Annotated in this window: 14 protein-coding genes; 10 read left to right on the top strand and 4 right to left on the bottom strand. The window is 33.9% G+C overall.

Going from position 1 to position 15,307, the window contains the following annotated elements; all coding sequences use genetic code 11:
• Positions 1–2 precede the first annotated feature (2 nt).
• Both ACZ76X_RS16980 and ACZ76X_RS16985 read left to right on the top strand, forming a co-directional pair.
• Complete coding sequence (locus ACZ76X_RS16980; RefSeq protein WP_479851092.1) at positions 3–893, top strand: NAD(P)-dependent oxidoreductase; 891 nt, start codon at positions 3–5, stop codon at positions 891–893.
• Positions 894–929: 36 nt separating this feature from the next.
• Positions 930–2,390, top strand: coding sequence for a CoA-acylating methylmalonate-semialdehyde dehydrogenase (locus tag ACZ76X_RS16985; protein ID WP_479851093.1), 1,461 nt, complete (start codon positions 930–932; stop codon positions 2,388–2,390).
• Between the two features lie 70 nt (positions 2,391–2,460).
• Here ACZ76X_RS16985 and ACZ76X_RS16990 read toward each other — a convergent pair whose 3' ends face one another.
• Both ACZ76X_RS16990 and ACZ76X_RS16995 read right to left on the bottom strand, forming a co-directional pair.
• On the bottom strand, positions 2,461–3,093 hold the full coding sequence (locus tag ACZ76X_RS16990; protein ID WP_479851094.1) for a LysE family translocator: 633 nt from the start codon (positions 3,091–3,093) through the stop codon (positions 2,461–2,463).
• Positions 3,094–3,270: 177 nt separating this feature from the next.
• Entirely contained in the window at positions 3,271–4,326 is a 1,056-nt protein-coding gene (locus ACZ76X_RS16995; protein WP_479851095.1) for an enoyl-CoA hydratase/isomerase family protein, read from the bottom strand.
• A gap of 316 nt (positions 4,327–4,642) precedes the next feature.
• Between ACZ76X_RS16995 and ACZ76X_RS17000 the strand changes: the two genes are divergently transcribed.
• The 4 genes from ACZ76X_RS17000 to ACZ76X_RS17015 all read left to right on the top strand — a co-directional run bounded on the left by ACZ76X_RS17000 (position 4,643) and on the right by ACZ76X_RS17015 (position 9,582).
• Positions 4,643–4,900 carry a hypothetical protein gene (locus ACZ76X_RS17000; RefSeq protein WP_048528963.1) on the top strand — a complete coding sequence of 86 codons (258 nt, stop codon included), beginning with the start codon at positions 4,643–4,645 and terminating at the stop codon, positions 4,898–4,900.
• Positions 4,901–5,083: 183 nt separating this feature from the next.
• Complete coding sequence (locus ACZ76X_RS17005; RefSeq protein WP_087956399.1) at positions 5,084–5,323, top strand: DUF2584 domain-containing protein; 240 nt, start codon at positions 5,084–5,086, stop codon at positions 5,321–5,323.
• Positions 5,324–5,338: 15 nt separating this feature from the next.
• Complete coding sequence (locus tag ACZ76X_RS17010) at positions 5,339–6,496, top strand: exonuclease SbcCD subunit D (RefSeq protein ID WP_479851096.1); 1,158 nt, start codon at positions 5,339–5,341, stop codon at positions 6,494–6,496.
• Positions 6,493–9,582 (top strand): SbcC/MukB-like Walker B domain-containing protein, encoded by a 3,090-nt coding sequence (locus ACZ76X_RS17015; protein ID WP_479851097.1) that lies wholly within the window; start codon positions 6,493–6,495, stop codon positions 9,580–9,582. Before ACZ76X_RS17010 ends, ACZ76X_RS17015 begins: the two co-directional genes overlap by 4 nt.
• A 269-nt stretch (positions 9,583–9,851) precedes the next feature.
• Here ACZ76X_RS17015 and ACZ76X_RS17020 read toward each other — a convergent pair whose 3' ends face one another.
• Positions 9,852–10,025 (bottom strand): hypothetical protein, encoded by a 174-nt coding sequence (locus ACZ76X_RS17020; RefSeq protein ID WP_479851098.1) that lies wholly within the window; start codon positions 10,023–10,025, stop codon positions 9,852–9,854.
• 331 nt (positions 10,026–10,356) lie between these two features.
• Here ACZ76X_RS17020 and ACZ76X_RS17025 point away from each other — a divergent pair, with 331 nt between their 5' ends.
• Complete coding sequence (locus ACZ76X_RS17025) at positions 10,357–10,656, top strand: ArsR/SmtB family transcription factor (RefSeq protein ID WP_000214798.1); 300 nt, start codon at positions 10,357–10,359, stop codon at positions 10,654–10,656.
• A gap of 58 nt (positions 10,657–10,714) precedes the next feature.
• Here the strand turns inward: ACZ76X_RS17025 and ACZ76X_RS17030 are convergent, their stop codons facing one another.
• The gene (locus ACZ76X_RS17030; protein WP_151630308.1) at positions 10,715–10,900 is read right to left on the bottom strand and encodes a YkvS family protein; all 186 of its coding nucleotides are present in this window, start codon (positions 10,898–10,900) and stop codon (positions 10,715–10,717) included.
• Positions 10,901–11,465: 565 nt separating this feature from the next.
• Between ACZ76X_RS17030 and ACZ76X_RS17035 the strand changes: the two genes are divergently transcribed.
• The 3 genes from ACZ76X_RS17035 to dhbC all read left to right on the top strand — a co-directional run bounded on the left by ACZ76X_RS17035 (position 11,466) and on the right by dhbC (position 15,299).
• Positions 11,466–12,668: an L-lactate MFS transporter gene (locus tag ACZ76X_RS17035; RefSeq protein ID WP_479851099.1), complete on the top strand. Its 1,203-nt coding sequence runs from the start codon at positions 11,466–11,468 to the stop codon at positions 12,666–12,668.
• A 634-nt stretch (positions 12,669–13,302) separates the two neighbouring features.
• Entirely contained in the window at positions 13,303–14,073 is a 771-nt protein-coding gene (gene dhbA, locus ACZ76X_RS17040; protein ID WP_479851100.1) for a 2,3-dihydro-2,3-dihydroxybenzoate dehydrogenase, read from the top strand.
• Positions 14,074–14,099: 26 nt separating this feature from the next.
• Entirely contained in the window at positions 14,100–15,299 is a 1,200-nt protein-coding gene (dhbC, locus tag ACZ76X_RS17045) for an isochorismate synthase DhbC (RefSeq protein WP_479851101.1), read from the top strand.
• Positions 15,300–15,307 lie beyond the last annotated feature (8 nt).

The raw sequence follows: 15,307 nt of genomic DNA on the forward strand, positions 1-15,307 counted from the left end.
ATATGAAAAAGATTGGTTTTATCGGTTTAGGTAACATGGGTCTTCCGATGTCTAAAAATTTAGTTAAATCGAGTTACACAGTATATGGTGTGGATTTAAATAAAAATGCTGAAGCTTCTTTTGAAAAAGAAGGCGGAATTATCGGCTTATCAATTTCAAAACTAGCAGAAACATGTGATGTGATTTTTACAAGTTTACCTTCACCACGCGCTGTTGAAGCAGTATATTTTGGCGAAGAAGGATTATTTGAAAATAGTCACTCGAATGTAGTTTTAATTGATACAAGTACTGTATCTCCACAATTAAACAAACAGTTAGAGGAAGCTGCAAAGGAAAAGAAAGTAGACTTTTTAGCAGCACCTGTTAGTGGTGGGGTAATTGGAGCTGAAAACCGTACATTAACGTTTATGGTTGGTGGATCAAAAGAGGTATATGAGAAAACGGAATCTATCATGGCTGTACTGGGTGCGAACATTTTCCATGTTAGTGAGCAAATTGATAGTGGTACAACAGTTAAATTAATTAATAACCTATTAATTGGTTTTTATACAGCTGGTGTGAGTGAAGCTTTAACATTAGCGAAAAAGAACAATATGGATTTAGATAAAATGTTTGATATTTTAAATGTAAGCTATGGTCAAAGTAGAATTTATGAGCGCAATTATAAAAGTTTTATTGCATCAGAAAACTATGAGCCAGGCTTTACTGTGAACTTATTAAAGAAAGACTTGGGGTTTGCAGTAGATTTAGCGAAAGAAAGCGAACTTCACTTACCAGTAAGCGAAATGCTATTAAACGTATATGAAGAAGCAAGTGAAGCAGGGTATGGTGAAAACGATATGGCTGCTTTATATAAGAAAGTTAGTGAACAATTAATTTCTAGTCAAAAATAATAGATTTATAAACATCATAAAAAAGGAGAGAATATAATGATTACAACTGAAATTAAACGAGTAAAAAATCATATTAATGGTGAGTGGGTAGAATCTACTGGTACAGAAGTAGAAGCAGTTCCCAATCCGGCGACTGGAAAAATTATTGCTTACGTTCCGCTATCTCCGAAAGAAGATGTTGAAAAAGCAGTTGAAGCAGCAAAAGCAGCATACGAAACATGGTCTAAAGTACCAGTTCCGAATCGTTCAAGACAATTGTATAAATATTTACAGCTTTTACAAGAAAACAAAGAAGAGCTTGCAAAAATCATTACGCTTGAAAATGGTAAAACATTAACGGATGCAACTGGAGAAGTACAACGTGGTATTGAGGCAGTAGAACTTGCAACATCAGCACCAAATTTAATGATGGGACAAGCTCTACCGAATATTGCTAGCGGCATTGATGGATCGATTTGGCGCTATCCAATTGGAGTTGTTGCTGGTATTACGCCATTTAACTTTCCAATGATGATTCCATTATGGATGTTCCCACTTGCAATTGCTTGCGGTAATACATTCGTATTAAAAACATCTGAAAGAACGCCACTTTTAGCAGAGCGACTTGTAGAGTTATTCTATGAAGCTGGTTTTCCAAAAGGAGTATTAAATTTAGTACAAGGCGGAAAAGATGTTGTAAATAGCATTTTAGAAAATAAAGATATTCAAGCTGTTTCGTTCGTTGGATCTGAGCCGGTAGCTCGTTACGTTTATGAAACAGGTACGAAACACGGGAAACGTGTACAAGCGTTAGCTGGTGCGAAAAACCATGCGATTGTAATGCCAGATTGCAATCTTGAGAAAACAGTACAAGGTGTAATCGGCTCTGCATTTGCAAGTAGTGGAGAGCGTTGCATGGCTTGTTCAGTAGTAGCAGTAGTAGATGAATTTGCTGATGAATTCATCGACGTATTAGTAGCGGAGACGAAGAAGTTAAAAGTAGGAGACGGTTTCCACGAAGAAAATTATGTTGGACCATTAATTCGTGAATCTCATAAAGAACGCGTATTAGGCTATATTAATAGTGGTGTAGCAGATGGAGCTACTTTATTAGTAGATGGCCGCAAAATTAAGGAAGAAGTTGGAGAAGGGTACTTTGTAGGTGCGACAATCTTTGACGGTGTAAATCAAGAAATGAAAATTTGGCAAGATGAGATTTTTGCTCCAGTATTAAGCATTGTACGAGTTAAAGATTTAGAAGAAGGTATTAAACTAACAAATCAATCTAAATTTGCAAATGGTGCAGTTATTTATACGTCAAACGGTAAACATGCACAAACGTTCCGTGATAATATCGATGCTGGTATGATCGGTGTAAACGTAAATGTTCCAGCACCAATGGCATTCTTCGCATTTGCAGGAAATAAAGCGTCATTCTTTGGTGATTTAGGTACAAATGGTACAGATGGCGTTCAATTCTATACACGTAAAAAAGTTGTAACTGAGCGCTGGTTTTAATATAAAATAAACAGCAAAATGAGTTATTAAATGAAAACCACCACTATTAATAGTGGTGGTTTTCATCTTGTTAATTACTTTTTTCAAAAGCAAGTTTAATACCAAAACCAATTAAGACGATTCCCGTTAACCCTTGAATATAACGTTGCGTCTTCGGTTTTTTCATAAAAGCACTAATTTTATCAATTAAAAATATATAAAAAGCGAACCAAATGACTGTTAAGACGAGGTAAGTAAGGCCCATTACGAGAAGTTGGATAAACGTATTATGATTTGGATTTAAAAATTGCGGTAAAAACGTTAAAAAGAATACTGCAACTTTAGGGTTTAATAAATTCGTAAGAAACCCTTGTCGAAAGCAAGAGGTGTGTTCATCTTCATTATTCAAAGATATATCGTTCATATCAATGCCTTCTTTATTTCTTACTGCTAAAAGGGCTTTAATACCAATATAAATTAAATATAGAGCTCCAACGTACTTGAAAATAGAAAATAAAAGAGCTGACTTTACAATAAGTGCGGAAAGTCCGATAACTGCTGCTAAAGTATGAATTAATAGTGCAACACATGTACCAAGCACTGTTTTTACTCCGCCCACCTTACCGGCAACTAATGTATTTTTTGTAGCCATTGCAGTATCAGGACCAGGTAAAATAATAAGACAAATAGACATAATGATGAAAAGAAAATAATTTTCAATCATAGTCGCTCCTCCTTTTTTTATTTTTAGAATATTTGATTAAAAATAGTGTAGCACATATTTTGATTTAATAAAATTAAATTTTATTAAAAAATATTAAATGGGAAAGAGGCTATATAGTCGTGTAGTTACACTGGTATATAGCCTCAGGTTTATGGGCGGTGATCGGTAACCCGCCACTTATGCGTTAAGTAAGTTAAAGAATCGATTTACATCCTCTTCTGAAACATCACTTAACTGCTTATATTTATAATTCGGGTTTTGATCTTTATCAACGACAACAGAGCGGACTCCTTCGAAGAAATCTACATGTCTCATGAAATTTTTAGCAAGTACAAGGTCGGTAGCGAAACATTCTTCAACGGATTTATCTTGTCCATCAATAAATTGCTTTAATGTTACTTTTAATGAAACAGGCGATTTTGATAATAACGTTTCCTTCGTTTTTAAAGCAAAGGAACTTTGATCTTTTTCTAATGAATGGATGATTTCTTCAATTGTATCAAATGCAAAATGGGAATTAATTTCTTCTAATGAAGGAGCAAGCTCGCTTTCTAATTTTGGAGCAGTTGCAAATGTACGAATAACTTCTTTTAAATTAGTATGTACATCATCTTCTTTATGCCAATTTACACTTTCAAGTTCAGTAAGGAAATTTGGTAATGAATCAGATGTCATAAAGTAATCAGCAGCGTTTATAAATAATACGTCAGAAGCTTTTAAAATAGATGCTGTTAAAGCAACATATCGGCCAGCGAACCCTGGAGCTTTATTTAAGAAATAAGCAGCACCGACGTCTGGGAAGAATCCGATGTTCATTTCTGGCATTGCCCATTTCGTACGCTCCGTTACAATTCGATATTTCGCACCATTTGTCAGACCAACACCACCACCCATTACAATTCCATCTAAACAAGCGATGATTGGTTTTTTATATTGATAAATATATGTATCAATTTCATATTCTTCTTCAAAGAAACGTTCCGCATGCTGTAATGCAGCTTCATTTGAACGTGCTTCATAAAGGGTTTTAATGTCGCCGCCTGCACAAAAACCTTTTGTGCCAGCTCCTTTTAATACGATAAGTGCAATTCGCTCATCATGTTCCCATTCTTTCAGTTTTTGCCCAATTGGTTGCAACATGTCATAAGATAAAGAATTAAGTGCTTTTGGGCGGTTTAAAGTAATTGATGCAACGCCGTTTTCGCTAACAGAAAATAAAACGTGTTCAGTCATAATTCATCCTCCCTTACATATCTTCTTATTCTTAATTCTTTATACGTACTGAAATGTCCTTTATAAATTTTGTCTAAAGTTGGCGGTACATGTTAATTTCGACACTGCATATTTTGACGAGTTATATTTGCAGGATTTTGGAGGTTGAAAATGAATATTACAACATTACTGTAATTGTAATTATTTGAATTTATCATGATAAACAAGCTATTATATATGTGTAAATTGTACATAATTACTTCAAAAAGAGTATTTGAGGTAATTAAAATGAAAGAAAAGTTGCTTTTCATTAGAAATAGAGAAAGGAGAAATCGGAATGCCAGTACCTTTACTATTGTCGGTGATAATTTTGTCTTCTTTAATGATAGGAATAACTCAGTATTTTCATCATACAGATACGACAGAGGAAGTGAAGGATAAAGTACGACTTGTATTTCCGATTTTTATCATATCTATTTCTTTTTGCATTTTATTAAATAAAGATGGGTACATTGTAGCAGTATTTTCATTTTTTGTGGCAATTGTTTTAATTACAGTTTTATATTATGTAATGAAAGACTTTATCCAAAAATAAAGGTGTCACATGAGACATTTTTATTTTTGGAAATAATGAAATTTCACATACCGTAATATATATAAAAATAGAAAACATATAGCATTAGAAAAGTATGTACTTTACCGTGTATTTACTTGTCAATCTTGCATAGCCAATATACTATTAATAATGTAGAGAATAGAAAAAGGGGTTGTATCTATCATGAAATTTGAGATGCACACAAAAATTATTTCAAATGAAAAAGAAGTAAGATTACATATAGAAGAAAACATATTTCAATTAAAATTGGATGGTTATCACTTATTTACAGTTCAAGAAATATTACCTTTATATAAATCAAATGAAGAAAGAATTGGTAGTGCAATGATACAAAAATTAGAGTGGGAGAACGGAAGAACTACATTAAACTATCAACTCGTATCACTAAATTCAGTAAATTAAAAGGAGCAGGAAAATATGAAGTTATTTCATACAGCGGATTGGCATTTAGGAAAGCTCGTTCATGGCGTGTATATGACTGAAGATCAAAAGATTGTATTAGATCAGTTTGTGCAAGCAGTTGAGGAAGAAAAACCAGATGCCGTAATTATTGCAGGGGATTTATACGACCGAGCAATTCCGCCTACAGAAGCAGTAGACTTATTAAATGATGTTTTACAAAAAATAGTCATTGATTTACAAACGCCAGTTATTGCAGTCGCAGGAAACCATGATAGTCCAGATCGTATTCATTTTGGTAGTAGTTTAATGAAGAAACAAGGATTATTTATTGTGGGACAATTTCAATTTCCATATGAGCCAATTATATTAAATGATGAATATGGCGAGGTTCACTTCCATCTCGTTCCTTATGCGGATCCAAGTATAGTGAGACATGTATTGAAAAATGAAGACGTACGTTCTCATGATGATGCGATGCGTATTTTTATGAATGAGCTTTCTGAAACGATGGATAAAGAAGCTAGACATGTCTTTGTTGGTCATGCATTTGTAACTTCTGCGGGCGAAGCGGAGGAGAATACAAGTGATGCAGAACGACCACTTTCAATTGGTGGTGCTGAATATGTAAATAGTCATTATTTTGATAAGTTTCATTACACAGCGCTTGGACATTTACATCAAGCGCATTTCGTACGTAATGAGACAATTCGATATTCAGGTTCTCCACTTGCATATTCTATTTCTGAAGAAAAACATAAAAAAGGATATTATATTGTGGAATTGGACGAGCAAGGTAAAGTAACAATTGAAAAAAGGTTACTTACACCACGCCGTAAAATGCGAACAGTAGAAGCGAAAATAGATGAATTATTACAACATCCAGTAAGTGAAGATTACGTGTTTGTAAAATTATTAGATGAAAATCCTGTCTTGCAGCCAATGGAAAAAATACGCTCTGTATATCCAAATGCAATGCATGTTGAAAGATCTATTCAAAGACGAGAATTCACAGATTCAAATGAAGTAACTGTTTCAAGACATAAAATGGATGATTTATCACTATTAAAGGCTTTTTATAAAGAAATGAAAGGCTTAGAGTTATCAGAAGAGAAAGAACGTCTATTTGTAGAAGTATTACAAACAGTGCAAGAACGGGAAGGTGAACGAGGATGAGACCGATTCAGCTTATTATGACGGCATTTGGCCCATATAAACAGAAAGAAGTAATCGATTTTAACGATCTTGGAGATCATCGTATTTTCGCCATTTCTGGGAATACAGGAGCTGGAAAGACAACGATTTTTGATGCGATTTGTTATGTATTATATGGTGAGGCAAGCGGAGAAGAACGTAGTGATACGAGCATGCTTCGTAGTCAATTTGCTGATGATAACGTGTATACAAGTGTAGAACTAACCTTTCAGCTAAAAGGGAAGCGTTATGAAATAAAACGCCAACTTGGACATAAAAAACAAGGGAACAAGACGATTACGGGACATGCAGTAGAATTATATGAAGTGATTGATGATGAGCAGGTTCCAGCTGTTGATCGTTTCCATGTAACGGATGTAAATAAAAAAGTGGAAGATTTAATTGGTTTAAGTAAACATCAGTTTAGTCAAATTGTAATGTTACCACAAGGGGAATTCCGAAAATTATTAACATCTGAAACAGAAAACAAAGAAGAAATTTTGCGTCGTATTTTTAAAACAGATCGTTATAAGTTAATGCGTGAGTTACTTGATCAAAAACGAAAACAATGGAAAGACGTCTTACAAGAAAAACAGAAAGAGCGAGAGTTATATTTCCGTAATGTTTTTAAATTACCAATTCGTGATGGATCATTATTAGAGACATTAGTGGAACAAGACCATGTAAATACGCATCAAGTAGTAGAGGCATTAGAACAAGAGACAGCTGCGTATAAGGCAGAGGTGGAGCAATTACAAGTAGAACAAGATGTTCAAACGAAACAATTAAAGGATGCTGAAACACGTTTTCATGCAGCGAAATCTGTAAATGAGAAATTTATAGATTTACAACAAAAGAATGAGAAATATAATACTTTACAAGAAAACCGTACAGTGATTGAAATGAAAGAAACATCTTTTAAACGTGCGGAACAAGCGAAGCGCTTATTACCATTTGAACAGTGGTACGAAGAGGCAATGCAAAATGAGCAGAATGTTGAAAGTTTGTTAAAACAAATAATCGCAAAAAAAGAAAATATAACGAAGAGCTTCGAACTTGCTCAGGAGAAATATGAAGAGGTAAAGAATAAAGAGCCTGAGAGAGAAAATGCAAAAAAACTCGTTCAAAGATTAGAAGAGTTACAACCGATTATTTCATCATTAGCTGAGAAACAATTGAATTTACAAAATGCAGAAGTTCAAGTAGGGAAATTAAAAGCAAGTATGCAAAATTTAGAGCAACAATTAGAAGTGCATACAAATCATAAACAGCTAATGTCTGATGAATTACAGCAATTAGAACGAGCACTTGAACAATACGTAGCTAAAGTAGAAGAACTAACGAATATGCGAGAAGATGCAAAAGTTTTAAAGCAAGCATATGATGTTTGGCAAGAAAAACAAAAATTCGAGAAAGAAAAAGAAGCAGCATATAACAACATGCAATCGGCAGTGAACGCATATGAAAATATGGAACGTCGCTGGTTAAGTGAACAAGCTGGTATATTAGCTCTTCATTTACATGATGGTGAATCTTGTCCAGTATGTGGCAGCACGAACCATCCGAAAAAAGCTACAGAGCAAAGCGATGCGATTAACGAAAAAGAGTTAAATGATTTAAGAGACAAGAAGAACATTGCTGAAAAATTACATGTGCAAGTAGAGGAGAAATGGAATTTCTATCATCTTCAATATGAGCAAGTAATTGAAGAGGTTAAGAAGCGAGGCTATCGCTCAGAAAAATTAGCTGAAACATATAGTGCGCTTGTTCAAAAAGGAAAACAATTAGCAACTGAAGTGAATACGTTAAAAGCAAGCGAAGAAACGCGTAAGCAAACAGCTATGAATTTAAAAAGTGTAGAGGAAAAAGTAGATACAATTCAAAAGCAAAAGCGTGAGATAGAAATAGAGCAGCACCGTACAGAAATGGAGTGTATGCAGCTTCGTACGTCATATGAACATGATAAGAAAAATATTCCTGAAAGCTTACAAACAGTACAAGCTTGGAAAATTCAGTTTGACCAAGCTGTGCATGAACTCAAGTTAATGGAAGACGAATGGAAGAAAGTACAGGAAGCGTATCAACATTGGCAAAATGAAAATATACGTATTCAAGCAGAACAAGAAGGTGCTTCTAATCAATATGAAAGTGCAAAATTGAAGAAAGAAGAGACTTTCACGCGCTTTATGAAAGAGCTTGAACAGAGCGGATTTATAGATCAATCTACGTATAAAGAAGCCAAATTAAGTGATGCTGAGATGGATATGTTACAAAAAGAAATTAAAAGCTATTATTCATCTCTTGAAGTACTTGCAAAACAAATTGAAGAGTTACGTGCTGAATTAAAAGATAAAGAGTATATGGATATTACAGCGTTAGGTGAACATATAAAAGATTTAGAAATCAATCTTGATATCATTAAAGAAAAACGTCAACGTGCACAAAATGCGGTAACATATATTTCTGATTTACATGAAAATATTAAACGTATTGATGAGCAAATTCATGGGGAAGAAAAAGCTTTCCAAGAACTTGTTGACTTATATGAAGTAATGAAAGGTGATAACGAAAGCCGTATATCATTTGAACGTTACATCTTGATTGAGTATTTAGAACAAATTGTTCAAATTGCAAACGAACGCTTACGTAAATTATCAAATGGACAATTTTATTTAAAACGAAGTGAACGAGTTGAAAAGAGAAATCGCCAAAGTGGATTAGGCTTAGATGTATACGATGCATACACTGGCCAAACACGTGATGTAAAAACATTATCTGGCGGTGAGAAATTTAATGCATCGCTTTGTTTAGCACTCGGAATGGCAGACGTCATTCAAGCGTATGAAGGCGGTATTTCCATCGAAACGATGTTTATCGACGAAGGGTTTGGTTCGTTAGATGAGGAGTCATTAACAAAAGCAGTGGACGCCTTAATTGACCTACAAAAATCCGGTCGATTTATCGGTGTCATTTCACATGTTCAAGAGCTGAAAAACGCAATGCCAGCTGTATTAGAAGTAACGAAGCAGAAGGATGGGTGTAGTCAGACTCGGTTTGTGGTGAAGTAAGTTCTATTGTAATGCAAAGTATTATTTGCGATTTTATAGTAAACAACTTATGATAAAATAAATGCCGTCTCTTTTTAGAGACGGCATTTATTTGTTATTCAAAATTACATAATTTATCCCGCTTTAATGGGCAGTAAGACCCCCACCTCAAAATTCAGCAAAAGCAAAGAATTTAGGTGGGGGGTCGGGCTGTCCATTAAAGTCCGATTGGTGAGGGCTAATAATCAGTGGGGATGAAGAAAACCCCACTGATTAAAGTTTCACTTTATTTACGAGTTATCTGTAGAAGGTGGAGTATTCTCCAAGCGATTATAAGCTTTAAAAGCCGAAATTGCGGATATAACACCACCGACTAAAAATAAAGCTGATCCACCGACCAAAATGATACGACTGACATACGTTTCACGTGCTTCTTCAACTTCTTCTTGTAGCACTGTTGGCATTTGAAATCCCCCCTAAACAATATTTGTTTTGTAGATAGTATATACAAACGCCTAAAATATGTTAAAATCACTGGACAGTGTTATGAGGAAGTGAATAGTTACATGTGAATGATTTGAAAAATCTTCATTATAAATTTATGCTAACTTCACATAGAGCACATATTAACATTGTATTATGTATATGTACCAAATAAATAAAGTGAATTGTATTTCATTCTGTTTTCAAAAATTTAAAATTCTATTATTTTTATATAAAGGTTTCTTGTCAGAGTTTTAAATATTTTGGAAATAGATCAAAATAAAAGGAATTCATATAAAAGGGGAATGTCTTATGACAACATATACGAGTGAAATGAGAAAAAGTTTAGTTTCAGAAGAAGATGTAGATATTTTAAAAATTATGGCGCACCCAATCCGTTTACAAATTGTAAATGAATTAAGTACGAGAAAAACTTGTAATGTAACGCAATTAACAGAATTACTAAATATTCCACAATCGACTGTTTCGCAACATTTATCAAAAATGAAGGGCAAAGTGTTACGAGCTGAGCGAAGAGGTTTAGAAATTTATTATCACATTAATAATTTAAAAGCGAGTAAGATTGTAAGTGTTTTAGGATATATAAACTAATGAAGTATTTTCATATAAAATAGCCGCTGCTGGTGAGCAGGGGCTATTTTGTGTTGCTTTATGTATTCGTATTTAAAATTTTATAGTTTTTATGATTTACAATGGTTCGATCAAATTCAAAAGTACCACCGCTTACATCTGTAACTTCAACTAAGACTGATTCAGTATAAAGTTTTAGTACAGATCCTGTAATCTTTAAATTATTTCGTTGAAAAAGTATAGTATCCCCTACGTTTGCTTTCATAGTACCTCCTCATTAAAGACAGAAATATTTTTTATTATATATATTAAACCACGTAAAGGGATATTAGTGAATATTTAGTTTTATTTATCCGAAAAATATTTGTTGAATATGTGTGCAGAATTAAAAGAAGTTTTAACAAGACGTATAAAAAATGCTTTCATTATGATGGAATTTGTAGAGCCAATTATTACATTTGAAGAAACAATTATAAACGTATAAAGAAAGTCAGGCTTATAAATTAATCTAATAAAACCGTCTCTTTAATATTTATTAAAGAGACGGTTTTATTATTTTACTATTGAAAAAAGGATTCAAAAACATATGTAAATTTAACTTATACAAAACAATATGAATAACTATTACGTATTTAAAAAACATTTTTTGTATTTCATCCTTCGTTTTCTGTAACTGATTCCATGTTTTTGACGCTCTGCCTTGTAAGTGCTTACATAACTGAAAACATCTTATACAATGAAGGTGTTAATTCAAAAGAGGTGACCAAAATGAATATGAAAAAACAAAATTTAGCGAAAAGCATTGAAATAGAAAGAGGAGGCGGAAAGGTATGAAAAAATCAAATGTTAATCCATGGCTAGTTGTCCTTGGCACAGTCATCGTACAAATGGGGCTTGGAACAATATATACATGGAGTTTATTCAATCAGCCTTTAGTTAGCAAATACGGTTGGAGTCTTAACGCAGTTGCTATAACTTTCTCAATTACTAGTCTTTCCTTAGCATTTTCAACTTTATTTGCAAGTAAATTGCAAGAAAAATGGGGACTTCGTAAACTTATTATGATAGCTGGACTAGCATTAGGACTAGGATTAGTACTTAGTTCACAAGCTTCCTCATTAATTTTGCTTTATGTACTAGCGGGAGTTGTTGTGGGTTATGCAGACGGTACAGCATATATCACTTCATTATCTAATTTAATAAAGTGGTTTCCAGAGCGTAAAGGTTTAATTGCTGGAATTTCTGTCTCTGCATATGGTTCAGGTAGTTTAATCTTTAAATACGTTAACGCACAGTTAATTGAATCAGTTGGTGTATCCCAAGCATTTATATACTGGGGTTTAATTGTTACAGCTATGATTGTCCTTGGAGCTTGTTTAATCCATCAAGCTGCTGATCAAGTTGCAGTTCATGAAACAAAAACTCATGAGTATACAACGAAAGAAATGTTACGTACAAAACAAGTATACTTATTATTTATTATGTTATTTACATCATGTATGAGTGGCTTATACTTAATTGGTATGGTAAAAGACATTGGTGTTCAACTTGTAGGGCTTAGCGCAGCGACAGCAGCTAATGCGGTTGCTATGGTTGCAATATTCAATACGTTAGGTCGTATAATTTTAGGACCGTTATCAGATAAAATCGGCCGTTTAAAAATTGTTACTGGTACTTTTGTTGTTATGGCGAGTTCAGTCTTAGTTTTAAGTTTCGTAGATTTAAATTATGGTATCTACTTCGTATGTGTAGCAAGTGTAGCGTTTTGCTTTGGTGGAAATATCACTATTTTCCCAGCAATTGTTGGTGATTTCTTCGGTATGAAAAACCATAGTAAGAACTACGGTATCGTGTATCAAGGGTTTGGATTTGGAGCACTTGCAGGTTCCTTTATCGGTGCACTTCTAGGTGGATTCAAGCCAACATTCATGGTAATTGGCGTTTTATGTGTCGTATCATTTATTATCGCAATTTTAATTCAAGCACCTAAGCAGACAAAAGAACAAGAAGAAGAGTATCGCAGCGTAGCATAAGGATATAAATTTTCTATAACACTATGATTACAAAAAAGCATCCTGCTAAATAGGATGCTTTTTTGGAGTTGTTTTAAATAGATTATATGATCTTTGGGATTTTTTGAGACAAAAAATGAGTGAAATATCTATTTGGATTATATTGGAATATTAAAATTGTTACATTATATTCGAACTACTTATTAAATCTTAAATGATTAACATGACATACATTGGTAGTTGTAAGATATATTTTCTCGATATTTTCAGAAAAATGTTGAGAAAATATATACTTGAATTTATGGCAGGGCTTTATACACGAAGGCATCTACAGTTTATCTTCTTCAATTTTAAAAAGAGAAGTATGAATTAAATTTTTTATGTAAGTATTTAGTAATGCTCTTAGATGTAATTGTATGGAGAAGTACGAAAATATTTTATCTGAAAAATAAAAATAGGTTGACAAGTTTATTGAGAAAGATTATCATTTCGGTGTAACGATATTAAATGAAAAACATTATCAATTAATAGTATTTTATTGAAAAGTACACTTGACCAATTAGTTTAGTAAGTGTATTATTTTTTACATCGATAATGATAATCATTATCGTTATTTGTTTGATTAGATTAATTTTCAAATGAAAGGATAGAGGAAATGAACTTAGGGGAATTTGATGGAAAAACGGTTTTAGTAACAGGTGCAGCCCAAGGTATAGGTAGTGTTGTTGCCAAAATGTTTTTAGAAAGAGGAGCTACAGTTATTGCGGTTGATCAAAATAAAGAGGGATTAAACGAACTCTTAAATGAAATACATATGAAAACGTTTTGCTTAGATGTGAGTGATAGTACCGCAGTTGAACAGATGGTAAATGATATTGAAAATGAAATAGCACCGATAGATATATTAGTAAATGTTGCAGGGATTTTACGTATGGGAGCGATCCACTCTTTAAGTGATGAAGATTGGAATAAAACATTCTCTGTAAATTCTACAGGCGTTTTCTATATGTCCCGAGCAGTAAGTAAATATATGATGCAAAGAAAGTCAGGGGCAATTGTTACAGTTGGTTCAAATGCAGCAAATACTCCGAGAATGGAGATGGCTGCGTATGCTGCATCAAAAGCTGCAACGACGATGTTTATGAAGTGTTTAGGATTAGAACTTGCAGCGTACAGCATTCGTTGTAACTTAGTTTCTCCAGGTTCAACTGAAACTGAAATGCAAAGGTTACTATGGGCTGATGAGAATGGCGCAAAAAATATAATAGCAGGTACTCAAAGTACATATAGACTCGGTATACCGTTACAAAAAATTGCACAGCCTTCAGAAGTTGCTGAAGCGGTATTGTTTTTAGCTTCAGATAAAGCGAGTCATATTACAATGCATAATTTATGTGTCGATGGCGGAGCTACATTAGGCGTTTAATAAAAAATTCAGGGGGTTACTATACTATGAATGAATTTACGGCTGTTAAGGAACTGTCAGAAAAATTACTAGAAGATTTTAAGACTGAATCTTCATTCTTTTTCGCTTCACCAACGCGAACAATATTGACAGAAGGAGCGTTTACTACAGTAAAGCATTGTGAAATTGAAAGTTTCCCAGAGTTTGTGCAAGCAGAATTACGTAATGCAAAACAAGCAGGAAATCCGAATCCTATCGTTGTCGGTGCTTTGCCATTTGATCGTAGAAAAGAAGTTCAACTTATCATCCCAGAATATAGCAGAATATCTGGACGTTTACAATTAGATACAACAAATAAGCTTGAAATAAATGAGAACTTAACATGTGAAATGATACCTGTACCAGAACCTGAAGTGTATATAAATGGTGTGAAGCAAGGGATTAAAAAAATACAGGACGGGGATTTAAAGAAAATCGTTCTATCTAGATCGTTAGATGTTAAATCTTTTGAAAAGATTGATAAGCAAAAACTTCTTCGAGAATTAGCAGAGCATAATAAGCACGGTTATACATTTGCTGTGAATTTACCAAAAGATGAAAAGGAGAATAGTAAGACGTTAATTGGAGCAAGTCCTGAGTTACTCGTTTCACGTAATGGTATGCAAGTTATTTCTAATCCGTTAGCTGGTTCAAGGCCACGTAGTGAGGATCCAGTTGAAGATAAAAGAAGAGCAGAGGAATTACTTTCTTCTCCAAAAGATTTACATGAACATGCGGTAGTAGTAGAAGCAGTTGCTGCCGCGCTTCATCCGTACTGTCATACATTACATGTTCCAGAAAAGCCATCCGTTATTCATAGTGAAGCGATGTGGCATTTATCTACTGAAGTGAAAGGTGAACTAAAGGATCCGAATACTACTTCTTTGGAATTAGCAATTGCTCTTCACCCTACGCCAGCAGTTTGCGGAACGCCGATGGAAGAAGCGAGAGAGGCGATTCAAAAAATTGAGCCATTTGACCGTGAATTCTTTACAGGCATGCTAGGTTGGAGCGATTTAAATGGAGACGGTGAATGGATTGTTACAATACGCTGTGCTGAAGTGCAAGAAAATACACTCCGATTATTTGCAGGAGCGGGAGTTGTTGCTGAATCAAAACCAGAAGATGAGTTAGCAGAAACATCAGCTAAGTTCCAAACAATGCTGAAGGCTCTAGGGTTAAGTGATAATTCACTGAATGAAAAATAGGGGGAAGA

It is taken from the genome of Bacillus sp. BC05(2025) (assembly GCF_056725905.1).